Here is a 26,319-nt window from a genome sequence, read left to right on the forward strand (position 1 = left end):
CTCCATAAATGTATCCGATACAAGGATATCACATGAAAAACATCTCTCTCGATCGCTATACACAGCGATTTTTTGGCGATTTTATTGCTCATCCTGGACTAACAGAAATCGCCGTCAACCGCCCGGGCGAGCTATTTACCAAAATTGATGGTATCTGGGAGCTACACAGTGTTTCGCTGGATTATGAGGGGTGCTACAACTTCGCCAGATGCCTGGCAAAGCATCACGGCGACAATATTGAAGATATCAAACCGGGGCTGTCAGCCACGCTGGAATCCGGTGAACGTTGTCAGGTTATTGTCCCTCCGGCCTGTGAGCGCAACACCGTCTCCATAACTATCCGAAAGCCGTCACAGGTACAAATTCCCCACCAGAGCTACATTGATGCCGGTTTTTATAACAGGGTAACAGGCGCAGAAACCACTCAGACACACGACCAGGAATTATTGGGCCTGTATACCGCCAAAGATATCCCGCGTTTCATGGAGAAGTGCGTGGAGTACGGTAAAACTATCGCAGTGGCCGGGGAAACCAGTACCGGGAAGACAACCTACATGAAGATGCTGATTGGTTTTATTCCTCGCCATTTGCGTATTACGACCATTGAAGATAATCCGGAAATCACCTTTTTTGTTCATAAAAACTATGTCCACCTCTTCTATCCGTCCGAATCAGCAGATGAAAAAGGCTCGATTGTGACGCCAGCCAGTCTTCTGCGCTGGAATTATCGCATGAATCCCGACCGTATATTGTTAACCGAAGTGCGCGGTGGTGAAGCCTGGGATTTTCTCAAAATAACCGGCTCCGGCCATGAAGGCAGTATGACTTCCCTTCATGCGGGTTCAGCAATAGAAGCGGTAGACGGTTTTATTACTCGCTGTTATGAAAACCCACAATGCGCCCGGCTGCCCTACACGTTTATGTTACGCAAAGTGCTGGACAGTCTGGATGTTATTGTCAGTATTGATTTAGACGGCAACGTGCGCCGAATGAATGATATCTATTTCCGGCCACTGCACCGTAATGCCTTCTTCGAGGAGATGAAAGCATAATGAAAACCATCAATATACTGTTATTTTTAATGGTGCTTACCGGCTGTTCGTCACCACCCCCACCGGTATCTGTTGAATGGGATAAATCGGGCGAGTCAGTGAATATCAATTTATCGCAATGGAATGACACCCCCGTTATTAATCCTTCCCCAGTCGTTAATGGGAAGTGGTTATTGTCCGTTCACTCAACGCAGTTTAACGAGACACTTTGGACCCCCGACGTATTTTACGCAGTTGCGCATTCGACGCGTATTGTTGTTGCTGCACCATCAGGCACAGCATTCTTTACTGCAACAAGCTGGCTTCGCCAGCATGGCGCAAATGGTGTTATTGAATATCAACCTGCAACTCAGTGCCTGACGTGTAGCGATACCTATATTTATTTTTCACATTAAATATACCGATATCCTGGTACAGAAATTATGCTAAGGACTTCATCATGAAATACGCCTCCATTGCGACGGTAATGCTGTGCATTGCCATTGTGCTCCCTGTTTATTGCTTCGCCTCTGACCCATGCGAAGTCGTGCTTTGTATGTACGGGAAAGCGACCGGAAACAGTGGAGGGAGTGAGTGCCATTCAGCTGAAAAAACTTTCTTTAATATCGTCAAAAAGAATAAACACGGATTTTTACCCGGTCATACACTGAATGCCAGAAAAGCTTTCCTCGGAGAATGTGCCAGTGCCGACCCAGAGGCGGTGAATAAAATCCTGTCCAGATTTGGTAGGCTCAGAGGATAATAAACCCCCGGCCATTATGTTAGTACCTTTTTTTGGGGAGAAATAAATATGGATAAAGAAAACCTTTTTATTTCCAACATCCACTCAATGCATCATGACAGAATATCGGTCGGAGCCGTGTACAGAAAGTTCTCTGAGGAAGCGAATCAGGGATGCGGCCTTTACTATGAGATCTATGAAAGTAGACTGATCAGTTTATTGCGACATCATCTTTCGCGTCTTAATGAACAGGATGCTGACAAACTCAGACGATACGCCGAAAATCAGGGAACGAAAGTCGATGATGAAACCTACCGGGAGGTATTAAAGGCTGAACAGGAATGCCGGGCTGAAATATATCGCGAACAGGTGTGAACCACCGGACATTACACTATGCCTCACAGCGCCACAGACTGACAGACGGCGGGGTTGAGGCTGGCTAATTTCTGGCTTCAATTTCGGAGAAATTGTTAAGCCGTGAAATAAGCCAGTGGAACGCGGACAGAAAATTCAATTTCGCAGAAATTGTTAATTTTCAGGTACCGCATCCATCTGCGCACATTCGCCCACAGCGAATTAAGCAGGCCGGGGGAGCCGCAAAAATTTTGCCGCCCCAGCGAGCAAAAAGGCACGCCCACGTGCCGTTTTTTGTGGGGGGCTTGCCCCGCACACCGTCAAGCCAGGTAATATTTCCCGCCCCAGCGGGGATATTACCAATCAGGCGCGACCAACCCCTTTAAAGCAGCGTTCCCGTTTTTTGGAGCTTGCGAGAAAAAAACAGGCGAAACGCGCGTCTTAAAGGGGTTGGTCGCGCGTAGCGGGCGACGGTGTGCCGCCGTTGACCCTGGGGGTTTTGGCGCGGCGTACAGCCACGCCATTACCCCCATGCGCCAGGCAATAAGGGCGTCCAGCCCGCATGAACTGGTGCACGTCGTTTCGGGCCGGAAAGTCTATCTACCGGCACATGGCTGCACCGCAGCCACCTCTGTTTGCCCCTGCTTTCACCCCAGCTTTTCGCCCAACACCGTGGGGCGAATTGAGGGGGCGATGTCGTGGGGCGAATGGCCGATAAAGGAAGCATTATGGTGTTAAATAAGCTGATCGTTTCACTATCACCGATAGTGGACGGCATGCTGGGACTGCTCGTTTTTATGCACCAGCATCAACCTATTTTGGCGCTATTCTCAGGGCTGACCATGCCATTCTTCGCGTCGATGAAAAGCGATGAACGACTCAAAGCCCCTTTATGGAAAAAGCTGGTGATAGTTTTTTCCATACTGTGCTTTTTGTTTGGCACAATAGCGCCCGTGGTGAACGAATTATTTCAATGGATATACCGAATAAAGATAGCCACCAGCAATACTGTCCTCTCCTGGCTGATACTGATTACCTCTACCGCAGCCGGTTTTGTTTTCCATATTCTTCTGCGCAGGGTGTTAACACCTGAACTCGATAAAGTAAAAAGTCGGTTCGTCAGAAAAACCACTCTGGAAAGGGAATTACGTACTGATGTCCGAACGGTGAAATCGCTGCTACCGGAAACATTGCACTATAACCCGGAGGATTATATTAACCTGAGTAAAGGTATTTTTATCGGCATGAGCAGAATGAAACAGCCGATGTACCTGCCGTTAAAAGACTGGCAAAAACAACATGCCGATATCATCGGGACCACGGGGGCCGGTAAAGGGGTGGCCACCGGGATATTACTTTATCAGAGTATTTTGGCCGGTGAAGGCGTATTTGTTATGGATCCCAAAGATGATGAGTGGGCCCCACACCTTTACCGGAAAGCCTGCGAGGATGCAGGGAAATCCTTTGCCCTAATTGACCTGAGGAAACAGGCATACCAGCTAAACCTGATTAACGATATCACCGCTGATGAACTGGAAGAACTTTTTGTCGCGGGTTTCAGTCTGGCAGAGAAAGGACAAGAGTCTGACTTTTATCGCATTGACGATCGCAAAGCAGCCCGAATAGCTGCACAATTTGTCGCCCGTAATACGACCTCAACCATTCGGGATGTGTATAACGGGGAATACGTCCAAAGTATCGCTGATAAGATAAAAGCCTTTTTCGGGAAAATTGAGGAGCTGGCCTTACTCAATGCCATCAATGCACCGGCAGGATTTTCCCTCAATACAATATTTGATAACGGTGGTTGCTGCTATGTGATTGGCTCGATGCGCAACAGCAAAATTATTACCGCTCAGCGCATGCTGCTGGTTCGCCTGTACCAGCTGGCAGAAAGGCGCGATCGGGTAAACCACACACCCCGCCCTATTGCTATTTACCTTTCCGAACTGAAATACCATTTATCCAAGCCTGCGCTGGAAGGCTTAGGTGCGGCACGGGATAAAGGTGTACACATTATTATGGACCACCAATCCATTGCCGATTTAAAAGATTGCCCGGCGGATTTGAAAAGCGATGCCGTGGTGGGTGCAGTTGTGGAGAATGCCAAATTCAAGCTGGTTTATCGTGTCATGGACCCTGATACCGCTGACTGGGTGGCAAGAATGTCAGGCACCATATTAGTCGATGACGAAGTCCGCAAAGCCAAAACAGATGCGGTGCTGACAGAGACTATCGATAGTGAACGCACCATCAGGCAGGCCGAGCGTTTCTTTATCGACAGTAATATGGTGCTGAACCTGCCTGATTTTGTCAGTTTTATATTCACCACCAAAGCCCTCCCCTCTGCTTCACTAATTTCTCCCATCAGGGTTAAAAAAAGGGAACTGGCGATCTGTGCCGTATCGCCCGCTGTTGCCGCCACCGCCGCAAGAGTCAACATTGCCCTGAATTTTGACGAGGAAGAAATGTCATCCGGACCGTCATCAACATCAGTTATCACGACAACACAACCCGATCTCTTTTTTGACAAGCCGGACGAGAAACACACAACAACAAGTGCAGGTGCAGGTGCAGGTGCAGGTGCAGGTAAAGAGGATCATCCCTCGTTACTGAACTTTTAGAAGGGGAAATGATGCTTATCACCGCATACCGCGAGCGCCAGACCCGACATCGCGAGAAGATAATACGACTGCTGAATTTCCTGAAAGAAGAAACGTACAGTGATTTTACAACACTGATGCTGCTGTTCGGCTTCAGGGATCATAAATCACTGTATTCCCTGCTTTCAAAAGTTGAGGGAATGGGGTTAATACAAAAACACGTCCTGGTATCACGTACGAAGAAAATTTCATTGTGGGGAATAACCAACGACGGGCTGGCGGTCGTAATACAGCCTGATGATGAAATTTTCCCGGCCCGGTTTGAGCCTTCAAAACTCACAGGCTGGACGCTGGAACATCACCTTGATAATCAGATGGCGCGGATCATCCTCGAAAAAAAAGGCGCATGCGGCTGGATACATGGCGATCGCACAACTTTCCTGAGTCGTTATCAGGTCAGTCACCGCCCGGACGGGCTAATTGCCCTCCCCAGCGGCACGGTGATCGCCATCGAGACCGAGCGCCATCTGAAAACCAAAGCCCGTTACCAGTCGATCATAGCCAGTCATTTACTGGCCCGAACGCGTAAAGACTGGATCTACGTTTTTTATATTGTGCCAGACCCGCAAAAAAAACTCGGTCTTGAACGGCTGTTTGACAGCATCCAGTACGTCATCGTGAATCATCAACACATCCCACTGGAAACCCGCCACAGGAATGTGTTCCGCATCTACACGATTGACGAACTGCAACGTCTCGATATCGCTACCTCAATGCAAATTTAAATTTTACTGAAGTCATGATAATAAGGGATAGCTCTCATTTTATGATTCTGTCATGCGCCTAGTATACGCAACTATTGCATTCAGGGGTGATCAGGATAGCTCTGGATACCATTCTTCAGATGCAAGAAGATCTATTCTCTGAAACAGCACGTGAGAGAAGTTGCTCTACAGTGTGGTTGTGACTGTAGCCTATTTTTTCTCGGTTTCGTTCATGAAGAGGCCGCTCAGTGAACGCATATTCCGGGCTGAAGTTAACTGATTTTAAGTTTTTTTATGAGAAAAATCATATTAATTACTTACAGTTAGAACGATATTTTATAAAGATATCGAATGATTTCTCCTGGCATAAAACTGGAACACAAAGCCACGTTCAAATTTATTAAATTGTCATAATTTTGTTAGTGGTATTTTGCACGACATTATGATTCCTGTATTCGGCAATATGGGTATTAAAGGAGTGTTCAGATTGGGGGTATGAGTCATCAAAAGCTAAAGTGGTTCTTGGTTTACTGGGACTATCTCCGCATGCTGTAGCAAATCACCTGAGATACGTACGCAACCGTATGGAAGAGACTACCACTACTCAGGCTATCCTGGTCGCCCATATAACAGGCGAATTCAGGCCCGAGAAAGAGAGTTAACACCAATCAACGAGGAATACGTAATGACAAATGATAAAAGTAAACATCCGAAAGTGGATCATGCTGAAGAAAACGCATTTTTCCCCTCTGACTATTCCCTTAGTCAGTTTACCAGCCCCGTATCTGACCTTAGTGACTACGACTATCCCAAACAGTGCATGGGAGGGAAGAAGGTGCTGGTCATCGCTGCGGATGAGCGTTACCTGATGACTGATAGCGGGGCTCTGTTCTCAACGGGAAACCATCCTGTTGAAACGCTTATTCCAATGTATCACCTGCATGCTGCTGGTTTTGATTTTGACATTGCGACAATCTCAGGTTACATGACAAAGTTCGAATACTGGGCCATGCCGCACAAGGATGAGAAAGTTATGCCATTTTTCAGCCGGTATAGAGACAAGTTCCAAAATCCTGAAAAATTGTCTGATGTATTGAATAGCCTGAACAAGCAAAGTGAATATGCTGCCGTGTTTATTCCTGGTGGCCACGGCGCACTGATTGGGCTGCCAGAAAGCAGCGCAGTAGCCGATACTCTTCGCTGGTTCATGGACAATGACCGCTTCGTCATATCCCTTTGCCATGGCCCAGCAGCATTCCTTTCGCTGCGCAATGGTGAAAACCCTCTAAAAGAGTATTCTATTTGCGCTTTCCCTGATTCAGCTGATAAGCAGACGCCTGACATTGGTTATATGCCGGGCCATCTCACATGGTATTTTGGCGATGCACTTAAGCAAATGGGGATGAATATTGTTAATGATGATATTAAAGGAAGCGTATACAAAGATCGTAAGGTACTGACAGGTGACAGTCCTTTTGCAGCCAACGCACTTGGTCAATTGGCAGCTAAAGAACTCCTTTCAGTTTATGCCTCCTGAACATTGTTAATTTGAATGCACGATGCAGAAAATCAAATAATTTTCAGATAGTAAGGCGTAATTGATCTGACAGCGACAGTTTCATTGATACATGTATCTGTCAGATCATAATTTAGGTTTTTGGCTCGTGAGAGATTTGGTGGCCCTGCTTTCTGTCCGTTCCGTGCCAGAAACGGAAATTATTGTCAAAAAACCATCCAGAGGGATAACTACTAAGGCACTGATAGTGTCTACATTTTTACCAGTGCCTTACTAAGATTTACTTTTCACTCTAATGATTAACCAGCCACTACTGTCTGGTCATTTAATTTTGGATTATTAACATCCATTGTTGCATCAATACATATTTTCCTAATATAAGTGATACAGGGTAAGGAACGCGTGTGGAGACGTCCCGCCAGTTCCTTGGAACGGGTTGGCCAAGTGTTAGCATGAAGGGTCATGGGTAAATGAGGTATAGGTGTAGGCCCCCAAACTCCTCTACGATAAACCATAACTCCATCCACAAACCATTTTATCTCATCAGGACTCCATTCAATCATGTAATCATGAAACTCTTCAGAAGCATCAAAACCTAAAGGAATAAGAGTTGGTGTACCACGATATCCATAATCAAACTTTGCACCTTCATCACCAGGATTATAAAAAACATTGATCAACATATGATCAGATCGATTTCCAACAAACTCAATATCGATTTCTTGACGAGGCGAATCTCTATGTAAAAAGAAGCCGGTTACTATCCCTGCAACTTTTGCCGCTCGTAGGGACACTTCAAATCTGCCATATAGGAACTTCATTCTACTTGAAATCGCAGCAGCACTAAACTCTCTAACGCCTAACTGTTCCTCCTTAACTACAAGACCTAAACCACTAATATCATTTTGAATCACATTTTGAGGTCGAAACAGTCCAAGATTTCCAGGGAAAGTATCATCGCGAATTTCCCAATAGTTATTATTAATATTTTGTAGTGAATCATTAATGAAGAAATCAGCAAGCTCTTTTTCAATTCTCTTCGGATTATCTTTTATAAAAAAACCATTTCCTGAAAAATTCTTTCTTTCTAATATCCAAGGGGAAATGTCATGTATCATGTTAATTTCTGAATTATTGATTTGTGCTGCACTGGTGATATCTATAATCTGCCTAGGAATAATGTCAGCCATTTCTGGGTACGCTGAAATAGGTGGTGGGCATTGAAGGTATTCACATATAACCTTCCATTTGTTTTTTTCATCTGAATGCAATACAACATAGTCAGTATCAACGATCTCCTCAATTATATTAAAAATAACATCTTCGATTTCTTTTGATTCACTCGTGGTAATTATAAATTTTGCTTTTGGATATTGTTTTTTTAATATGCCGATATACTTACTGAGACAGCCAACATTTACATAAGCATTGAATTCATTCTGCTCTGAATTACTTAATAGATTTTTTAAGTCTGCATTGGGAAGTCTATCAATATCACTACAACACTTATAGCCAAGCATTGATAGTGCCATACCCAAAGAAGAAATACCCGAACCACTTACACCAAATGCAAAAACAGGCCAATAATTTGGAAGTTCATTAAAACTGGAAGCTTTTTCATTGTCAATAATACCAATCTTCACTAAGGTAGGTAATATTGAATAGGAATTTGAAGAGTTAAAATCCAACCTCTGAGAAATGATCGACTTATATACTGCCCTCACATCGAGTTTCTCAAATTGATGATTTATCCATAAGTCAATTGGTCCATAAGTTGGGAGGAGTGAGAGGATTTTATTTGCTCCTTTCTTAGATAATACATATCCTGAAAAATACCATAACCCTCGCTCTGGTTTAAATATGCTTTTCGAAATAATTTTCTTTTTCGCGCCATTCATAACCTCTTTAAATGACAAATATAAGATATCAAAACCAGGTGAAGATCTGTCAGCTTGAATCATTTCAGACCAAGCAGCATCTAAGGTTTTGGCAAAATCTCTTTCAAAATACACGTCATCCTCAAGCACTAAAGCATATGCATCAGAACCTTCTGCAACAAGCCTAATAACATTTAGATGCGATAATGCTACAGCAATTTCCGCTTTACTCATTTTTATAGGGACATCGAGATCAAATTTATCGGGTAAGATTTTTGGTTGAGGGTCAACGTACAACTGGTCTGCTAAAGTATAATAAGGAATAACCTCTTCCTCATTGAGAATGTCTGACATTTCTTTGGCGTTTATAGCAGAGAATCTGGTTAATTGGCTCGTTAATTTTTTATTAGATTTATCTAGTATTTTACCCAGTTCTTTATTTAAATCTGCCCATCTAATCGCTTCCCGTTCTAAGTTTATAGCGTAAATCCTGCTAATAACGCCTTCATTCTGATTTAATGTATTAAAGGTCGATGATTTTTGCGCTGGGAGAAGTAACCGAGAGCGTAAGTAAAAAGAATAAAAAAAACGGCTAATGCCTTTCAAATTATTTTTAATGTTCATTATTAAAAATCCATGTTAATTCATCAAGCGCCAATTTCTAGAATCAGCTCTGTATTCTAAATCCCACTTAGTTTCTGCAATATCTTGCCAGTTTGATACTACCGTAATCTGGGATAATAAATCTATTTCCTCGCGACACGAGAAAATAGATTTAGATAGATTACCAGGACCAGTTGTTGACTGAATATCTGTGAGAGGATAGCTTGATTTATTAAGTAAGTATGTGGATTGCTTCAGTGCCTTATCAATGATAACATGATGAGGCGGAGCAATTAACGGGTTGTTGTTGAAATAAAAAATCCAAGATTCTTCATAAGTATTTTCCTTTGTAAAAATTTCTGGTGGAATCATAGAATCGGTGGAAATATCGTAGCATAAAGGTTGTATTTTTAACTTATCATCCGTGAAAAAACTACTTATCTCACTACCCAGATAAACATCATCAGTGTCAACATAAAATCCCCCGTTTACCGAGATATAACATAATCGGAAATAATCTGATTGCATAGCAGGATGAGTACACTTGGCAAAAGCTTCACTGTATGTTTCACCCAAATTATGTTTAATAAATTCTTGGGCGCTAACGAAATCATATAGTAAATACTCATACCCAAAAGGTTCTAAGATACGCCATGATTTCATGCAATGTCTGACATCATTAGGGATAGTATTGGATGAATCCCAAAATTGAATTATTTTTTTTGGTATAGTGCATGAAGATATGACACCCTCAACAGGCTGTTGAATTATTTTTCTGATAAACTCCGAACGCTGTTGATAACTCTCTTCTTTCGTTTCTTCTGATTCCATTGTAGATTCCTTCAAAAGGGTGATTTCTAAAAATGATCAAACTGAAGGCCGAAAATAAATAATTATTCCATTATAGCATTCTAAACCAGCTCAGATTTTTATCAATATGTTTTTTACTGTCATAAGCCGTAGCTTTAGGAGCATTTTGCCTATCGTTCGTAGGTCAGCCATAGCTTAATTTAATAAGAAAAATCAATCTTGGATCGCGCAAGGGACATTGTCCGTTCCTCGCTCATGAGGGATAACCATGCTCAAATCTCCAACATTACAGGAGCTTTGAGTATGAACACGTCACCGTGGGACAAAGACCGTATTGTAAGTATCACTGACCAAAAAGACCACATCAGATATCTCATATCAGGGGGGATCCGAATCAGGCTTGAAATGGAAGGTAAAATGCGCGATTTAACTCTGTTCAATATGACCTTGGACAGTAAGCTACGAGGCTATGATCTGATCAAACTCAAAGTATCTGATGTTGCATATGTTAACTCTGTTTCAAGCAGAGCAACCGTGTTGCAACAGATAGCCCGGTCCAATTTGAAATAACCAAAGGGACAAGAGAAGCTGTTACCACATTGATATAGTTTGACAATTTTCACAGTAAAAACTTCTTGGGTCGGGACCAACCTGCACATATCAACCCGGCAATACAACCGAATTTTCCATGGATGGGTATACAAGAGTAGCTATACATCAGTCCCTTCTTAAGGTTGTCTTAATACCACTACAGGAATATGACTGTTCGGTACTTGCTCTGCTTCACTAATATTACTGACTAAACCTTTACTGGTTTAGTACCCCCAGCCCATTAAGCCGCATTCCTTTGCGGCTTTTTGCTACTCAGCTTTTATCCATCAAATAGCGATGTGCTTTCGATGCCGCGCTGGCGGCCTTGAAAATATAGCGTTTATCATTCCTCAGTGCTTTAAGCCAGGTAGCGATATAACTGTCATGCTGAACTTCTCCAACTATCCCCAGATCCGCCATCAGGAATGCGCTCCCCAGCTCAGCGATCAACTCTTCAAACGCATACCCCTCGCTACCAAATTTCCCTTTCATTTCACGGTTCAGCCGACTTTTTGCCCCACTCCAGTGAACGAGCTCATGCAGGCCGGTTGCGTAGAAATTAGCAGCATCAATAAAAAGATACCGTTCAGGTAAGCGAATTTCGTCGGTTGATGGTGTAAAAAAAGCATTCTGTCCTTTTTCAATAATGGTTGCACCGCTACTACGAAAAAGTGCTTCTGCACGTGGTAATGGCTCAAAGATCTCTGCCGGAAAAACGGCATCATCACTCAGGAGTAAACCGTCAATTTGTTCAACATTAAACACAGTGAATGCTTTCAGCATAGGAATATAGTCAGTTTCTCCGTTATCATTTTCCTTTTCCAGCGTGGTATAGAAAATCGCGGTAGTGCCGTGTTCTCCCTTGCGCACCTGCCCACCTACCGCTTTTGCCTGTTTGTAGGTCATCCAGCGTGAATCACAGAATCCCTGTTTTGACGCGCTGCACCAAAGCAACATGATATTCATTCCGCTGTAAGCCTTACCAGTGGCGTAATTGGACGGTAAACCGGACATACCGGGAGTTCGCTGCCAAGGACACCCCCAAGGTTTTACTCCGGTTTCCAGCGCCGCAATTATGCTGTCGGTAACAGTCTGATAAATATCGGTTCTGGCTGTTGAACATTTCGTTTTTGAGGAGCCTGACAGATCCAGCGAGGATACGCTGGTCGCCGCTGTCGTGTTAGGGGCACTTATCTTGGTATGCAGGGACATAGTCATTTTTTTCTCCGTCAGTGGTGTGATTTTCGTCTTCGTATCGCCTGACGGTTCGCTTTCCCGGCATCGTTCCATCCCGCAAGGGCGCAGCAGGCGTGCCATTTACCCTTGCGGGACGGGTTGTGCTGGGAAACGATTAACCGGAAGCAGATACATGAACGGAAATCACACGGGAGAAAAAACTATCCCTGAATAAACAGATATAGAGCCCCTTACACGCCAGCGGTGAAATGGGGTTTGGGGTTTGGGGTTTGGGGTTTGGGGTTTGGGGTTTGGGGTTTGGGGTTTGGGGTTTGGGGTTTGGGGTTTGGGGTTTGGGGTTTGGGGTTTGAATTTCCAGGTATTAGTTCGGATCTGAGCTGCCGGTAAATTTGTTTGATAAAAACCACGACAATTATTTTTTTACCTCATTTCGGAGATAGAAACTAGATGTTAATTAATGTAATAACGTTTACGGAAGAACCACATAAAACCGGGCATTTTTAATTCAGGAAAACAAATAAAAAGAGTGGCAAGCGTATTCTCTGGAGCGATGAATATCATCAGGAGATAAACAATGAATATCCAGAGTCCCCTTTTTGCAAGCATCATGCTCGTTCTGTCAGTGTTCTCTTCAGCACAGTCCATCCCTCTTGCCCGAGCGCTTCATCCTGAGGTTCCCATTCACCACCCTGCCGTCGTCAACTGTTCCGATACCGCAGAGTTACCCGATGAGAAAATCGTCTTGCCGCTATCCCCAGCATCACGAATGCATTCCTGAAACACATCTTCCTGAAGATGGGAGCTGGGGCAGAAACTGCGGGCACCTCTCCCCGGTTTTGTCTTCTCAATTTTGATCGCTGGCTATGACTCAACTGCAGCTTCTTAAGATTCAACCAAGCGTTAAAGAGCGTACAAACTCTATCAATTCCCTGCTTTTCCTGAATTTCGGCCAGCAAAGCGTTAAGGTCGTTGTGACCTCGGGATCGTGCAGCAGGCAGTAGCAGACATTAGGCAACGTTACAGAACGCTGGGTTTCTGGCACCAGCGTAACTCCTATTCCCATCGACACCATGCCAATAGCCACCGCAACATCGCGAGTAAAATAGATTTTGGGTGGGACAAAACTGGCCATCTCACAGGCATGTAATGCAGACCAGCCTAGCCCGACCCCGGGCGGATCTTTCTGGATCATAAATGTATCCCCGGACAACGTCTCCAGCTCTATTTTACCGACTCCTGCCTGCGGATGCGTGTGCGGTACTGCGGCGATGAGTGACCTGGTGGCGATATCCACGTAGTCCAGGTTGGCAAAATGCGGAACAGGCGATCGGAGCAGCCCCATATCCAGTTGATGGTCGAGCAGGAGGGTGAGCTGTTCGTCAACGTTGTGCTCCTCAATAACAATCTCAACATCCGGTTTAGTCTCGCGAAAACAGGTGATTAACCGTGTCAGGGCGGGATCAAGAATGGAAGATCCGACATAACCCAGTATGAGTTGTCCTTTATAGCCTTTTCGAAGGCTACTCGCACGGCTCAGCATTTTTTCGTAATGACTGACGGCGCTCCGCGCCTCCGCTGCAAGCTGAGTTCCTTCCACAGTCAGCGCCACATGACGACGATCACGCGTAAATAGCACCATGCCAAGCTGATCTTCCAGCACTCTAATCTGACGGCTTAAGGCTGGCTGCGTGATGTTGAGCCGCAGTGCGGCTTTTCCAAAATGCAGTTCTCTGGCAAGCACCACAAATGCATGCAAATACCGATAGTCCACACGTTCCTCCAATCACTATTTTTCGATAACAATCCCACATTAAAAACGTCGTTAATGTGATTAGACGGGGATTTATGTTGCCTCACATACTGTCAGTGATGTAACGGCTCGTCCTGTGATTGCCTGCAGGATGAAGATAAAAGCACACCGGGCATGCTGTCTCCCGGCGACTTACTGAGGAAAACGTAATGTCTCAAACACAAAAAGTGACTGACCTACGCAGTGCGCTGGCCGTACTGCGCAAGTTTGATGATGAGCTTATCGAAACCGATGAACCCGTTGATCCAAGTGCAGAACTGTCAGGGGTGTACCGCTACATTGGGGCACACGGTACGGTCATGCGTCCGACTCGTATCGGTCCAGCCATGCTCTTTAACCGGATTAAAGGCTATACCGATATGCGAGTGCTGATAGGTCTTCTCGCCTCGCGAAAACGCGTGGCCCGGCTACTGGATACCACACCCGATAAGCTGGCCTTTTTACTGAAAGACGCGGTAAGCACCCCGATAAGTCCTGTCGTTATTCCGCAGGAAAATGCCGTCTGTCAGGAAGTAGTCCATCTGGCATCCGATCCGGATTTCAGTATCCTCAATATCCTGCCAGCACCCACGAATACGCCGGAGGATGCCGGTCCTTACTTCACTCTCGGTATGTGCTACGCCGCCGATCCACATACCGGCGAGCATGACATCACTATTCACCGACTGTGCGTGCAAAACAGGGATGAAATATCCATGTACTTCGTTCCCGGTCGGCATCTGGATTTGTTCCGTCAGAAAGCAGAGGAAGATGGGGCCCCACTTCCCATCTCGATCAGCATTGGTGTTGACCCAGCCATTGAAATCGGTGCCTGCTTCGAACCGCCCACAACTCCACTTGGTTTTGACGAACTGTCAGTGGCAGGGAGCTTGCGTAAACAGCCTGTTGAGCTGTGCCAGTGTCTGACCGTGAATGCCCGGGCCATTGCGAACGCCGAAGTCGTTATCGAGGGGGAACTCATTCCTAACTATCGGGTCAGGGAGGATCAAAATACCAACAGTGGTAAAGCCATGCCGGAATTCCCCGGCTATACCGGACAGGCACAGCAAATGGTGCCAGTGATAAAAGTGAAAGCCATCACCCACCGCCGTCACCCAATTCTACAGACCTGCATTGGTCCAAGTGACGAGCATACCAATATGGCAGGGATCCCCACCGAGGCCAGTATTCTGCAACTGGTGGAGCGCGCCCTTCCCGGCTTTGTGCAAAATGTTCACTGCCCGTCACCCGGGACCGGAAAATATCTTGCCGTATTGCAGGTGAAAAAACGTCTGCCAAACGATGAAGGTCGTCAGCGCCAGGCGGCTCTTCTGGCCTTCTCCGCATTCTCGGAACTCAAGCATGTGATTCTGGTTGATGACGATGTGGATATTTTCGATCTCAATGACGTGATATGGGCAATGACGACACGCTATCAGGGGGATATCAGCACGGTGTTCATACCCGGCGTAAGGTGCCATCCCCTCGATCCGTCCTCTGACCCGGCTTTTAGTTACTCCGTCCGCGACCACGGGATCGCCTGTAAAACTATTTTCGACTGTACCGTTCCGTTCACGATGAAAGGCCAGTTTCGCCGCAGCGAATTCATGGAGGTCGAGATCAGTCGTTTCCTCCCGGATAACTTCAAGTACTGAGGACGCCATAATGTCGACATCTGAATGTGCTCCTCGCAAGCGCGTCATCATTGGGATCAGTGGTGCATCCGGTTTTTTATATGGAGTGCAGGCCCTGCATTATCTGCGACAACTTCACGTGGAAAGTCACGTTGTGATTTCTCCTGCCGCTCATCTGACCCGCAGTCTGGAAACCACTCTGTCAGAAGACGACGTTCATGGGCTGGCTGATGTAATTTATCCCTTTGATGATATTGCAGCCGACATCGCCAGCGGTTCGTTCAGGGTATCCGGGATGTTGATTGCCCCCTGCTCGATGAACACCCTCGCCGCTGTTGCGGCAGGCTTTACCAGTAATTTGCTGGTGCGGGCAGCCGATGTAACCCTGAAAGAGCGCCGGGGGCTGGTTCTGATGGTCCGGGAAACGCCGCTGCATGCCGGGCACCTTCGTAACATGCTTCAGGTTAGCGAAACCGGTGGCATCATTTTTCCCCCCGTGCCTGCCTGGTATGCACGCCCTGCCAGTACTGAGAACATCATCGCCCATAGTGTTGCGCGGGCGCTGAGTTTACTCGACCTTGATTGCGACACATTGCCGCGCTGGGGTGAAACGCCCAACCTGAATAACAGGAGTAAATCGCTATGATTACAGGCCCATGGCTTAACGGCTCTGCCGTCGTGATCGGCGGGATGGCAGGCGCCATCATTAGCTCACGTCTACCTGAAAGGTTACGTACTTCAATGCCGCTCATTTTTGGTGCGGCCTCCCTGTGTATGGGGATCGTCCTGGTGACAAGTGTCAGCCATATGCCCGTCATGGTTCTCTCCGTCCTTCTCGGCACACTGGTGGGCGAACTCTGCTATCTGGAAAAAGGGATAAGCCAGCTGGGCGGAAAAGCCCGTGGGTTGGTGGAGCTCGTCGTGAAAAGCGATCCCGGAGACAAAGACTCACAGGCGCAGTTTTTACAAAACTATGTAGCGATCATCGTCCTTTTTTGTGCCAGTGGCACCGGTATTTTTGGTGCGATGCACGAAGGCATGACCGGGGACTCGAGTATCCTTATCGCGAAAGCGTTCCTGGATTTGCTGACAGCCCTCATTTTTGCCACAACCCTTGGTTACGCCGTGGCATTAGTCGCTGTCCCCCAGCTTATCATCCAGTTAGCTCTCGCATACAGCGCGATACATATATTACCCCTGACCACGCCTGCTATGCAGGCCGACTTTTCAGCTGTGGGTGGCGTTCTAATGGTGGCGACTGGCCTGCGTATTTCCGGTATCAAGGTCTTCCCGGTAGCCAGTATGCTTCCTGCATTGGTACTGGCGATGCCAGTTTCCTCTTTCTGGACAACCTACTTCTGAGATAGAAAAGTACTTCAGTAAAAGTGGTCAACAAAGCGGCGTACCCCGCATTGATTATGTATTTTCTTCATTCCTGAGGGGGTTTGTCATTCATTCCGGGCATCTTCACGGGCTCTTTGCCGCCCGCACCCGCAGCCCCCGGGTGTTACGGGCATCCAATGTCCGAAACATCCGGAGGGTAATTAACACAAAAAAAAGGAGATTTTATTATGAATAAAAAGATAAAGTGTCGTGCCGAAATTTTTTATTAGGTTCATAAGTCATTACTGCAGCGCCCCTTGTTACCTGACCATGAGCATTAACGAAAAATCTGAGCACAATATTTCCCGGCGACTATCGGCATGTTGAGATCTATGCCTGGTCTTATATTTCCCGTTCATCGTTAACGCTTTATTGAGTCAATCGGATATATCATATAATTGGTATAATTTTTGTCTGGAGAATATATGAATGTACTCACCCGCTGCACCCTACCGCCCTTACTGTGGCTCTGTGCAACTCAGGTGTACGCCTTTCAAAGCACACCGCCAGAACAGCCCTTTTCTACAAGGCAATCCGTAAATTCGGAGCAACACATTCAGGAATATAGTTACTCAGATAAACATGAACCTTTGCAAACAACGCCTTTAGGGGGCTGTAATGCTAGCCCGATTCCGGGATGTAATTACCCTACGCAATCGGATTACGATTTTCACCAGAAGGAGTGAGGGCCAAGTTTACTAAACAACACCTAAAGATCTCCTTCGGGTGTTGAGAGTCAGCTTTGAACTCACAACGAGGAGCGGACTTTACACCAAAAACCTTCTATATCCGGTCTTTGACAGCGATAATGTTGAGGCGAAAAATAGCAACGACATCGATATGCTGAATCAACCAGCATTATCCAGATATATCGGCTAAACGTAACGAAGGTGGAATGTGTATCTGGATTTTCAATCCTTACGCTCATGCACTCTTTTTATCTTATAGACGAGCCTTCTGAACGTCAGAACTGAATTAATTTTTTGCAGCCTACTCACCAGGTGGGGCTGACATTCACTTAATTTCATACATCAGGCCGCCTTTATTCACAAACTTGCCTGGATTAATTGCAATGGCCTCTTTATCAGTCGTCATTTCGGCTGTCTGCTCAATGTATTGTTTAAAATGAGGGGTCAGCCGATGGGCCTGATAAGCCTCTTCGCTGGCGTATATTTCATAGAAATACCAACGGTTGGGGTTAGCTTTATCGATAGTGGCGTACATGGCCAGAACCCCCTCCTCCAGCTTAATGGACTGTGTCATTTCGGGTAAAACAACATCGCGAAAAGCCTGCCCAAGCGCTGGTTTCACCTCAACGATGATAAAGTTATTGATCGTGCTATTGTTTTGCACAATTTTTTTATCTGCCAGAAATTGCGGCATCAAATCAAATCTACGCTTTTGACTCGTCTCCAGAATATCCCCCGAATGACGCAAAAAATCTTTATAGCTCGTTGAGTTCAGGTGTTTTTCGTAAGCATCGCTGTCGACATAAATTTCAAACACATAAACCACTGACGGGTTCGTTTTATTATGGGCCGAATACATCGCCAGAGTTCCAGGTTCGCTGGTTACCGAAGCGGTAATATTTTTTTCAGCCAGGTTGTTATATGCGTTATTTTTATCTTGCTTGATGACGAGTTCAAAAATATTGAACACGGGCGAAACAGGCACTTTCTGCTCCTGCGCAACAGCAGAACAGCTCAGAGCCAACAAAAGTGGTAAAGAAATCCCGGCTTTCATAAATGACCTCGCTTTTTCGGCGGGAATAAGTTGTGTGTCACTATTCCTGACAAGGCGCGTAAGCGCACCTTATCACAATCCATTTTCGTCGCACTCAACTCCCAGGTTGATTCTCATGGGTGAGAGTCGTGGCGCTTGTACAGGCAGCGGCGGTACGATGCCATCAACGATATGAGGAACGTACGGTGCTTCCAGCCGTGCCATTTCTTCTGCCGATAATGTCAGGTTAAGTGCTTCCACTGCGGTTAAAAGGTGCTCCGCTTTTGTGGCACCGACGATAGGCGCGGTAATGACAGATTTAGACAGCAGCCATGCCAGCGCAACATGCGCACGAGGGACGCCTCGCCCGTCGGCAATCTGTGCCACAACCTCAACCACCTTCTGGTCCTGTTGTGCGGCGTTTTCATACATTTTCAGCGCAAAGGCATCGTTTTGCGTTCGGGGGGTGGTTTCATTCCAGTCGCGTGTCAGCCTGCCGCGTGCCATCGGGCTCCAGGGAATAACACCCACGCCCTGATCCTCACACAGCGGCAGCATTTCCCGCTCTTCTTCCCGATACAGTAAATTATATTGCGGTTGCATCGAGACAAAGCGAGTCCAGCCGTTACGCTCGGCGGCATGCTGCATCTTAGCAAAACGCCAGGCTTCCATAGAGGATGCACCGATATAGCGAACTTTCCCGGCTTTCACCAAGTCATGAAGTGCTTCCATGGTCTCTTCAACAGGTGTGCCGTGATCAAAACGGTGAATCTGATACAGATCCACATAATCCATACCCAACCGGGTCAGGCTGTCGTCGATGGACTGAAACAGCGATTTTCGCGACAAAAAACCGGTGTTTGGCGAGTTACGCCATGGGAAAAATGCCTTGGTAGCGACGACAACTTCGTCCCGATACGCCATATCGCGCAGCGCCCGACCAACAATTTCTTCAGAACTTCCGCCTGAATAAATATTAGCCGTATCAAAAAAATTGATTCCGGCCTCAAGTGCCTGTCGAATCAACGGTCGTGAAGCATTTTCATCAAGCGACCACGGCTGAGGAAGGCGTTCTGGCTCGCCGTAACTCATGCATCCCAGGCACAGTCGTGAAACTTTCAGACCACTTCGCCCCAGGTTTACATACTGCATAATTATCTCCTAATCACGTTTTCAAATGGAAATTGCCACGTCTTTTATTGCCAGCTACCCACTATTTTCGGGATAAATTCTCGAATCTCATAGTCAGCGAGATTGGGGTAATATGCGTCTTCACTCAGAATAGTTTCCAGCTCTTCCCGGCTTACGGTCTTAGCAATAATGACCCCTGCTCTTTCGCGATCCGAATAAGGCCCGATGAGCATAAACTTGCCTGCCTCAAAATACTGCTGAAACCAGCTGACATGACGCATGAAAAGCGCTTCATACTGATCAGGAGAAATATCTTCATTGACTGCTATATTGATCAGATACAATTTTTTGTCCTCTCTTTCAGACAGCCATTTTTAAAGCAGGCGCAGTTTCTTTAATCGTGGCAATCAATCGCAAGGCATGATCTTTCGCCATCGCTTTCTGTTCCAGAATTTTGGCCTCATCTCGTCCTGCGTAGCTCATCCCAAAGGTATAAATTGGGTCCTGTAAAGCCAGATTGCACAACGAGGCTGTGGTTTCAAACTGTGTCATGTAGTGCTGAATGTCGTGACCGAACAAACCATCCGTGGAATACAGGGCCTCTGGTGCTCCGGCGGTAAAGGAAATAATCAGTTTTTTGCCACCCAGTTTTGCGGTGGAGCCATGGGCAAAACCGTGAACAAACACCTGGTCAATCCATAACTTCATTAACCCCGGTACGGAATACCAGGAAAAAGGAAACTGCCAGACAATCACATCGGCTTTGAGCAAGGCTTCCTGCTCCTGTACCACGTTGATTTGGTAATCGGGATACAGAGCATCAAGAAAGCGTATCTCGGCGTCGGGCAGCGCTTGCGCGACTTCACCCAAAATAGTGGCATTGCCAATGGACTCATTAAGATTCGGATGACCTGAAATAATCAGTACATTTTGCATTTTGGCTTCCTGAACAGTGGTTTGTTTAACGGGGAATGAGTATAAACAACCCTGATTCTGTTTTTTAGAGCAGTAATAGCTCATACACTCTTAGCCAATAGCTAATAATGTACTTAATTTCTTTTTCCGGATGACGCCATGAACAATGTCATTTACAACCAAATCCGTATTTTCCAGAGCATCGCCCGTGAAGGGAGCATTACTGCTGCGGCCAGGAAACTTGAGATAACACCGCCTTCCGTGAGCAAAGCGCTAAAACTGCTTGAGCAACATATTGGCCACCCGCTTTTTGTACGCACCACCCGACGCATTGAGCTAACGGACGCAGGAGAGCAACTGCTGCAACAGACGTCGCGGGCTGTTCAGTCACTGGAAAGTGCGGTGGAAAGCATTAAAGATCTGAATCAGGAGCCCTCCGGGCTGGTCAGAATTACGCTGTCGCGCTTTGCTTACCTGCTTATTATGAAGCCGTGTATGGCGGAGTTTTGCCAGAGCTATCCGGGAGTACAACTTGAGATATCCGTTTATGACGGAACGGTAAACATGATTGATGAACGCTTTGATTTGGGCATTCGTTTTGGCGATATCCTCGAAGAGAGCGTTGTGGCCCGCCAGTTGATGAAACCGTTTCGTGAGGGTTTGTATGCTTCTGCGGCCTATCTCGCACAACACGGTACGCCAGAACTGCCGACGGACTTGCATCAGCATCAACTGATCGGCTATCGCTTTATCACCAATAACCGCATCCTCCCCCTGATTCTGGAAGACAAAGGTGAGCAATTAACTGTTGAGATGCCTGGGCAGATCATCAGCAATGATATTGATGTCATGGCCGATGGAATACGCAGCGGTCTGGGTATTGGCCGATTATTCGAACCGGTGTATGAATTACAGCCCGATAAAGAGCAATTTATCCCATTGATGATGCCTTACTGGAAGACCTATCCAGCGGTTTATCTTTACTACTTAAAAAACACCGGTAAAGCAAAGCGAGTCAAAGCACTGATTGATTTTTTAATCATGAAAACCACAAAATAGCTACCGGCACCTGTTAAACGCCCACATCAGATTGAAGCGCTGAACAGCTCGCAACAGCGTCATCAGGCTGCATAGAGCGAGGATCGGACATTTTGTACAGAAATCATTCTATGCATGTTCAACCGAAACCGCGCAGCCGTCATAAGGCGGCTTTTGACTACCCCGCATCAGAAGCCCTTCAGCAACGTCACACGCCGACATTACTGCGCAACACGCACTTCGCAACAACCTCACAGCGAGGCGCTCAGACACGAATAAATAATAATTAACACCCCGCCGGGCGTGCAATGCTTTCCCCGCCACGCCTGCCCGCTTTAGAGGTGGGTTTTAATGCAGTGGAATTATGCGCTCTAACCAGCCTCAGAGCTGGCAGAGCATAATAGATATGTCATTTCGGATTACATGCAAAGAAATGCAACTTATTTATGCATCCAGTTTACGAATCAGCTTGCCGTCATTTTTATCGAAAGATACTATCTTATAGTTATGGCCTTTCAATGCATCAACAAGCACACTCTCTTCCTCTGATGTCGCAAAAATTATTTGTCCACCATTTGAAGCCGATCTCGCCGCATCTCTCAATAACTCTGCAAAACTCACCTTATTTGCTTCTTGCTGACGTGGTTCATCAAATATAACCAACCCAGGATGATTTGTAGAATATGCTCTACCAACAGAGAACAAGCTTAACAAATACCCCCAGATAATTCGTATTCCATCACTAGCCGAAGTATCGAAGCCAATGTCATAGCCCTCTCTTGTAGGGAGGTATGTATCTTCTGAGATGCTGATAAGACTTGCAGCAAAGCTGGTGAAATTATAATTATTAAGTCTATTTACCATTCCGGACTTCAGTGAATTCAATTTTTCAACATCTTTAGTTGAGAGTACGCTCTGCGGCAATGCTTTTCTTTTAGAAATAAGCTTGACGTATTTTGCATGCAAAGCATTCAATTCAAGCTTTATTTCAGCTAGTGCCGCATAGGCATTGGTTATATTATCAATTGAATTTTCTAAATTTATTTTTCTTCTCAAAATATCTTCTTGCAAAGCAAGTGATGAGTCATCTCTTTTCTTTAGTCTATTTATATCGACTTTTAGGGCGGCGATTGTATCTTGTGTTTTTATCTGCTCTGATGTTTTAAATTTAAGTTGGTTCTTACTATCTTCCAAAACGAACTCAAAAGCTTTAATCTGTTCTTTAATGAAATTCAAACTACTTTCATAAGTCATGAGATTATCTTGCGGTGAAAGGTCTAACAAGTTATCACTGTAAGGAGCACCGCAAGTCGGGCACTCATTACTGTTCAAATGAGTATTATCAAAAACAGTTGAAGAAGCTATTTTTTTAAGATCTTCGTATTTCCTTTTATCATCCAGGAGATTATTCAGCCTGTCTGTTGTAGAGGTAATTTGATGCGCTATATAGCTCTTGTGATCACTTATTTTTTGTAAATCGAGCTCTAATGAATTAATTTCGTCCAATTTAGAACTAATAATACGGACAACCTCTTTCTGAAGTTTTTCATCATCCACAGGACTAACATACTCACTGTTAAGAGTTTTTAACTGGGCTTCGAGTTTAACTCGATAGTCAATCGCTGCGATAATGGAATCTTTTTCCTTTAAAATCAGATCCATTTTATAAGTATCAAACTTTACTTCGGGTTGTTCAGGAATTCCTGAAACAATAGCAGAAACTTTGGCTGCAACAATCTCAGCATTATGCCTTATAAGCTTCCATTGAAAGCCTATAGTATCTATTTCATTTTTTATAGAGCTTCGCTCTAATATATTATCATTGACATCTAAAGAAAGTAAGAATTCTAAAGCCCTTTTCTTTGATTCCTTTATGCCAAATTGAGTTGGTATTGTAGCAAGGATAGATGACCAACCTTTTTTCTGCTCAACGAACCATGCAGGAAAAAGAACGGACGGATATAAGGGGGTATCTTTACCATTATGATTCGGAACTTGTGGAAGTTTCCAATCAAGGAATTTAGAAAACCAAAAGTAAAAGCCCCTTTCTCTTTTAGTATCTCCTTCAAGATGTAGAAAATATGAGCCAGTACTTTGATCGCCACCAGAACTAACCTCATCAATAGTTATAATATTGTCAGTTTCAAAACCTGCTATATTTCTTTTTAGTTTCGCAACAGTGTTTTTATTATTTTTTATTGTTAATTCAACATATGATTTAATCACACTAACTTCTTTACCATCCTTATTAGTCAGTGCTCTAGTTAAAGATGGTGGGAATGGTATTTTTGCACCACCTAAGCCTAAAGCCTTTTCCATTCCAAGTGCATAAGCAATGGCATTCATGCACGTTGATTTACCATGAGAGTTTTCAACACGTAAAAGAAATAGGCCGGTTGAGAAAGGAATATCAATACCATATAGTCCATCAATAGTATTAACTGTTATTTTAAGAGAAATTATTTCAAAAGACATATCATCCCACCTGAAATATTTTGGTTATATTAGTCTCTGTCAAACCTTTTTTATGTTTTCCTAAGACAATACATTCCTTTTGAAAGACGTCTAATGCAAGTAAATTGACCGCACAAATATCCCCTTTTTCTGTCAATTTCATCTTGTCATTTTCGCGAATGAGAAAACCATCGGCCAGTAAAAGCTCAATTGCCCTATCCAAAGTCGGATCCATTCTGACTTCAGGCTTAACACTATCTTTATTCAAAACCCAAAATGCAAAATCAGTAGTGTTTTTTTCTGACTTTAACAACCAATTGACAACATGAAGTTTTTTCAATGTGCATGAACCAGTTCTTGCAGCAATAAGTGAGAATATTATTAAAACAAGGCTAGATCGCCACATAGGTCTCATTTCACATGGGAGATGTTCCGGCCTCCGCGTAAATGTGAAAGGTCGTCCGATGATATCTTCTATTTTAATATTCATTTTTCACCATGTTAAAAATCTAACGGACACCTAATTAACCAATCCGATATTACACCCCAATTTATTTTTTCTAAATCTGATTCTTTGAGTGTAGGTATTTCCTTTTCGATATTTTCTTTAAGAACTTCCATTTGTTTCAGCATCTTCTCGGCAGGTTGCGCACTTGAGGATGTAAGCATAGAAAGTCCAACCAAGTTCGTTTCTCTTTGTTGAATGCATTTATATACAACTTCATAAATATCAACCCAATTCTGTTTTAATTCATCGATAAGGTTTTGATAATCAAGATATTTTTGTATTAGAAAATGCCTATAAGTTTCCTGTACTGATTCCGAAGGGTCAATTTTTGGAAGTTTCAAATTCAATTTATCCAAAAAATCAACATGCTCATTAATAAATGATACAGCATGATCAACAGTAGAGTTACTAAGATCTAGATTTAGCTGATAGTTCGTTCTTCGAAGAACTGCCCTCTCAGTTATATAGTCACTATCTGTTTGCACCAAAATCTGGAAGTCATCTGCAACATACGGTAATTTCAGTTCTCTTACTCGTAAGGATTTCTGAGTGCAATATTGTGTAAGTTTTGCAGATTTACTATACGGCGTAGCCAAAATCCATCTACTAATTTTAGTTTCGCCAAACAATAATTCAAGATCAGCTTTATATTTAGTTGTGAATTTTAAAATGTCAGTATTTATTTTTTTGCGCTGTGCTTTAACTAGTTTTTCAACATCGCTTGATTGCTCGGGCAAGTAGCATTGAAAAACATGGCCTGATAGGGTGTAACATTCAATGCCGAAATCACCATTTTGCGAATCAGGCAAATCGCAGCAATTAGCTGGCTTATAGTGTAAACGGATAATGCTCTTAAAATATTGTTCCCATACTTTCGGGTCGCTGTTCGGGTCAGTAAACATTCCTAGTCCATAGAAATTACTTTTTCAGATTATAAACCCTTGTTCTATAGAGAGTAAACCTGAACGCTCACATTTACAGCATTGAATGCAACTTTGTTAACCATGCAAACAACTGTACATGCACACAGTTGTTATTTCTAGCTATTTCTACGGTATTTTTGATAGACATAATTAACTGTATGTTTTTCTTGACCTTAACTCAACGCGCTACCCTTCATCATCTTTGACCATTCGAAACAAGCATTAGAACTCATTAAATTTCATACGGGAACTATTTAAAATGGATATATTGTCTATTGCAGATCAAATTCCATTAAAAAATTAGATAGGATGTATTTAGAGCTCGCTTCAGATCGATTTAAACTACACTATCCCTTTGATTTTGTTCACCTCAGATGGTTGAGTCACCAAAACAGATTTCGTCATGTTCAACCTTTTAGCTAAAACCTTTTCATAGCATACGTGCGTAAATCCATCTCTAAGTACCGTCACAACCTCGGGGTCATCCCATCCTGTCCTGCTCCCAGTAAACTAACATGTAAGCAACTTCCGTTTCTGGCACAGAGCAGACTTTTTGATGCTCACCCCAACTACCCATCCTTCATATGTAGAGTTCACCATAGAATGATCAACACATGAGCAAAGTATATAAGCCCGTTTTAATTAATCGGCAACGATGGGTGGTCATTCTAGCGGTCTTGACAGAAAGGAAATTCAGGCTTAGCTTACTTATTAGCCAGTTATTGGCTACGGCG

22 protein-coding genes and 1 pseudogene are annotated in these 26,319 nt (G+C 44.5%); 12 read left to right on the forward strand and 11 right to left on the reverse strand.

Features of this window, described 5'->3' with window-relative positions; all coding sequences use genetic code 11:
• The first annotated feature begins 32 nt into the window (after positions 1-32).
• The 7 genes from virB11 (at position 33) to hchA (ending at position 7,031) form a co-directional block, all read left to right on the forward strand.
• Entirely contained in the window at positions 33-1,052 is a 1,020-nt protein-coding gene (gene virB11, locus ABOC97_RS08185; protein WP_349596163.1) for a P-type DNA transfer ATPase VirB11, read from the forward strand.
• On the forward strand, positions 1,049-1,447 hold the full coding sequence (locus tag ABOC97_RS08190) for a cag pathogenicity island Cag12 family protein (protein ID WP_172408852.1): 399 nt from the start codon (positions 1,049-1,051) through the stop codon (positions 1,445-1,447). Before virB11 ends, ABOC97_RS08190 begins: the two co-directional genes overlap by 4 nt.
• 44 nt (positions 1,448-1,491) lie before the next feature.
• The gene (locus ABOC97_RS08195; protein WP_172408792.1) at positions 1,492-1,794 is read left to right on the forward strand and encodes a TrbM/KikA/MpfK family conjugal transfer protein; all 303 of its coding nucleotides are present in this window, start codon (positions 1,492-1,494) and stop codon (positions 1,792-1,794) included.
• Positions 1,795-1,842: 48 nt separating this feature from the next.
• Positions 1,843-2,148, forward strand: coding sequence for a hypothetical protein (locus tag ABOC97_RS08200; protein ID WP_044711683.1), 306 nt, complete (start codon positions 1,843-1,845; stop codon positions 2,146-2,148).
• 707 nt (positions 2,149-2,855) lie between these two features.
• The gene (locus ABOC97_RS08205; protein WP_349596524.1) at positions 2,856-4,751 is read left to right on the forward strand and encodes a type IV secretory system conjugative DNA transfer family protein; all 1,896 of its coding nucleotides are present in this window, start codon (positions 2,856-2,858) and stop codon (positions 4,749-4,751) included.
• 11 nt (positions 4,752-4,762) lie between these two features.
• Positions 4,763-5,515, forward strand: a complete 753-nt coding sequence (mobC, locus tag ABOC97_RS08210) for a MobC family replication-relaxation protein (RefSeq protein ID WP_172408850.1) — start codon at positions 4,763-4,765, stop codon at positions 5,513-5,515.
• Between the two features lie 664 nt (positions 5,516-6,179).
• Entirely contained in the window at positions 6,180-7,031 is an 852-nt protein-coding gene (hchA, locus tag ABOC97_RS08215; RefSeq protein ID WP_172408791.1) for a glyoxalase III HchA, read from the forward strand.
• 278 nt (positions 7,032-7,309) lie between these two features.
• Here the strand turns inward: hchA and ABOC97_RS08220 are convergent, their stop codons facing one another.
• Both ABOC97_RS08220 and ABOC97_RS08225 read right to left on the reverse strand, forming a co-directional pair.
• Complete coding sequence (locus ABOC97_RS08220; protein WP_286584759.1) at positions 7,310-9,511, reverse strand: family 16 glycosylhydrolase; 2,202 nt, start codon at positions 9,509-9,511, stop codon at positions 7,310-7,312.
• Positions 9,512-9,526: 15 nt separating this feature from the next.
• Positions 9,527-10,321, reverse strand: coding sequence for a glycosyltransferase family 32 protein (locus ABOC97_RS08225; protein ID WP_349596169.1), 795 nt, complete (start codon positions 10,319-10,321; stop codon positions 9,527-9,529).
• 282 nt (positions 10,322-10,603) lie between these two features.
• Between ABOC97_RS08225 and ABOC97_RS08230 the strand changes: the two are divergent.
• Positions 10,604-11,005, forward strand: a pseudogene (locus ABOC97_RS08230) (site-specific integrase); the annotation flags it as partial.
• Positions 11,006-11,164: 159 nt separating this feature from the next.
• On the opposite strand, the gene ABOC97_RS08235 reads toward ABOC97_RS08230, so the two are convergent.
• Positions 11,165-12,109, reverse strand: a complete 945-nt coding sequence (locus ABOC97_RS08235) for an ArdC family protein (protein ID WP_349596528.1) — start codon at positions 12,107-12,109, stop codon at positions 11,165-11,167.
• Between the two features lie 868 nt (positions 12,110-12,977).
• The gene (locus ABOC97_RS08240) at positions 12,978-13,859 is read right to left on the reverse strand and encodes a LysR substrate-binding domain-containing protein (protein ID WP_172408787.1); all 882 of its coding nucleotides are present in this window, start codon (positions 13,857-13,859) and stop codon (positions 12,978-12,980) included.
• A 188-nt stretch (positions 13,860-14,047) separates the two neighbouring features.
• On the opposite strand from ABOC97_RS08240, the gene ABOC97_RS08245 reads away from it, so the two are divergent.
• Genes ABOC97_RS08245 through ABOC97_RS08255 form a run of 3 tightly spaced genes read left to right on the forward strand, consistent with a single transcriptional unit; the run spans position 14,048 to position 16,873 of the window.
• Entirely contained in the window at positions 14,048-15,532 is a 1,485-nt protein-coding gene (locus ABOC97_RS08245; protein WP_172408786.1) for a UbiD family decarboxylase, read from the forward strand.
• Between the two features lie 10 nt (positions 15,533-15,542).
• Entirely contained in the window at positions 15,543-16,157 is a 615-nt protein-coding gene (locus ABOC97_RS08250) for a UbiX family flavin prenyltransferase (RefSeq protein ID WP_277201530.1), read from the forward strand.
• The gene (locus tag ABOC97_RS08255) at positions 16,154-16,873 is read left to right on the forward strand and encodes a DUF554 domain-containing protein (RefSeq protein ID WP_349596173.1); all 720 of its coding nucleotides are present in this window, start codon (positions 16,154-16,156) and stop codon (positions 16,871-16,873) included. The genes ABOC97_RS08250 and ABOC97_RS08255 overlap by 4 nt, the downstream gene beginning before the upstream one ends.
• A gap of 1,035 nt (positions 16,874-17,908) precedes the next feature.
• Here ABOC97_RS08255 and ABOC97_RS08260 read toward each other — a convergent pair.
• The 4 genes from ABOC97_RS08260 to ABOC97_RS08275 form a co-directional block, all read right to left on the reverse strand.
• Positions 17,909-18,637: a putative quinol monooxygenase gene (locus ABOC97_RS08260; protein ID WP_286585845.1), complete on the reverse strand. Its 729-nt coding sequence runs from the start codon at positions 18,635-18,637 to the stop codon at positions 17,909-17,911.
• A 72-nt stretch (positions 18,638-18,709) separates the two neighbouring features.
• A complete protein-coding gene (locus ABOC97_RS08265; RefSeq protein WP_286585846.1) occupies positions 18,710-19,768 on the reverse strand; it encodes an aldo/keto reductase in 1,059 nt (352 codons plus the stop codon).
• A gap of 44 nt (positions 19,769-19,812) precedes the next feature.
• On the reverse strand, positions 19,813-20,091 hold the full coding sequence (locus ABOC97_RS08270; RefSeq protein ID WP_349596178.1) for a YciI family protein: 279 nt from the start codon (positions 20,089-20,091) through the stop codon (positions 19,813-19,815).
• A gap of 16 nt (positions 20,092-20,107) precedes the next feature.
• On the reverse strand, positions 20,108-20,683 hold the full coding sequence (locus tag ABOC97_RS08275; protein WP_349596181.1) for an NAD(P)H-dependent oxidoreductase: 576 nt from the start codon (positions 20,681-20,683) through the stop codon (positions 20,108-20,110).
• A gap of 138 nt (positions 20,684-20,821) precedes the next feature.
• On the opposite strand from ABOC97_RS08275, the gene ABOC97_RS08280 reads away from it, so the two are divergent.
• Positions 20,822-21,721, forward strand: a complete 900-nt coding sequence (locus ABOC97_RS08280; protein WP_286585852.1) for a LysR family transcriptional regulator — start codon at positions 20,822-20,824, stop codon at positions 21,719-21,721.
• 423 nt (positions 21,722-22,144) lie between these two features.
• Here ABOC97_RS08280 and ABOC97_RS08285 read toward each other — a convergent pair whose 3' ends face one another.
• From ABOC97_RS08285 to ABOC97_RS08295, 3 genes are read right to left on the reverse strand one after another with little or no spacing between them, the layout of a single operon-like run.
• Entirely contained in the window at positions 22,145-24,175 is a 2,031-nt protein-coding gene (locus ABOC97_RS08285) for an AAA family ATPase (protein ID WP_349596183.1), read from the reverse strand.
• Position 24,176: 1 nt separating this feature from the next.
• Positions 24,177-24,644, reverse strand: a complete 468-nt coding sequence (locus ABOC97_RS08290) for a serine/threonine protein kinase (protein ID WP_286585856.1) — start codon at positions 24,642-24,644, stop codon at positions 24,177-24,179.
• 11 nt (positions 24,645-24,655) lie between these two features.
• A complete protein-coding gene (locus ABOC97_RS08295; RefSeq protein ID WP_286585857.1) occupies positions 24,656-25,564 on the reverse strand; it encodes a hypothetical protein in 909 nt (302 codons plus the stop codon).
• Between the last annotated feature and the right edge of the window lie 755 nt (positions 25,565-26,319).

The sequence above is a fragment of the Kluyvera huaxiensis genome (genome assembly GCF_040149365.1).
Lineage (GTDB): Bacteria > Pseudomonadota > Gammaproteobacteria > Enterobacterales > Enterobacteriaceae > Kluyvera > Kluyvera intermedia_A.

Excerpts from the sequence above, each read along its gene's own strand:
- ABOC97_RS08255 (WP_349596173.1), top strand. The coding sequence starts at position 16,154 with ATGATTACAGGCCCATGGCTTAACGGCTCTGCCGTCGTGATCGGCGGG.
- ABOC97_RS08260 (WP_286585845.1), bottom strand. The coding sequence starts at position 18,637 with ATGAAAGCCGGGATTTCTTTACCACTTTTGTTGGCTCTGAGCTGTTCT.
- ABOC97_RS08200 (WP_044711683.1), top strand. The coding sequence starts at position 1,843 with ATGGATAAAGAAAACCTTTTTATTTCCAACATCCACTCAATGCATCAT.
- ABOC97_RS08285 (WP_349596183.1), bottom strand. The coding sequence starts at position 24,175 with ATGTCTTTTGAAATAATTTCTCTTAAAATAACAGTTAATACTATTGAT.
- ABOC97_RS08280 (WP_286585852.1), top strand. The coding sequence starts at position 20,822 with ATGAACAATGTCATTTACAACCAAATCCGTATTTTCCAGAGCATCGCC.
- ABOC97_RS08265 (WP_286585846.1), bottom strand. The coding sequence starts at position 19,768 with ATGCAGTATGTAAACCTGGGGCGAAGTGGTCTGAAAGTTTCACGACTG.
- ABOC97_RS08225 (WP_349596169.1), bottom strand. The coding sequence starts at position 10,321 with ATGGAATCAGAAGAAACGAAAGAAGAGAGTTATCAACAGCGTTCGGAG.
- hchA (WP_172408791.1), top strand. The coding sequence starts at position 6,180 with ATGACAAATGATAAAAGTAAACATCCGAAAGTGGATCATGCTGAAGAA.
- ABOC97_RS08195 (WP_172408792.1), top strand. The coding sequence starts at position 1,492 with ATGAAATACGCCTCCATTGCGACGGTAATGCTGTGCATTGCCATTGTG.
- mobC (WP_172408850.1), top strand. The coding sequence starts at position 4,763 with ATGCTTATCACCGCATACCGCGAGCGCCAGACCCGACATCGCGAGAAG.
- ABOC97_RS08235 (WP_349596528.1), bottom strand. The coding sequence starts at position 12,109 with ATGACTATGTCCCTGCATACCAAGATAAGTGCCCCTAACACGACAGCG.
- ABOC97_RS08220 (WP_286584759.1), bottom strand. The coding sequence starts at position 9,511 with ATGAACATTAAAAATAATTTGAAAGGCATTAGCCGTTTTTTTTATTCT.
- ABOC97_RS08205 (WP_349596524.1), top strand. The coding sequence starts at position 2,856 with ATGGTGTTAAATAAGCTGATCGTTTCACTATCACCGATAGTGGACGGC.
- ABOC97_RS08290 (WP_286585856.1), bottom strand. The coding sequence starts at position 24,644 with ATGAATATTAAAATAGAAGATATCATCGGACGACCTTTCACATTTACG.
- ABOC97_RS08250 (WP_277201530.1), top strand. The coding sequence starts at position 15,543 with ATGTCGACATCTGAATGTGCTCCTCGCAAGCGCGTCATCATTGGGATC.
- ABOC97_RS08295 (WP_286585857.1), bottom strand. The coding sequence starts at position 25,564 with ATGTTTACTGACCCGAACAGCGACCCGAAAGTATGGGAACAATATTTT.
- ABOC97_RS08275 (WP_349596181.1), bottom strand. The coding sequence starts at position 20,683 with ATGCAAAATGTACTGATTATTTCAGGTCATCCGAATCTTAATGAGTCC.
- ABOC97_RS08245 (WP_172408786.1), top strand. The coding sequence starts at position 14,048 with ATGTCTCAAACACAAAAAGTGACTGACCTACGCAGTGCGCTGGCCGTA.
- virB11 (WP_349596163.1), top strand. The coding sequence starts at position 33 with ATGAAAAACATCTCTCTCGATCGCTATACACAGCGATTTTTTGGCGAT.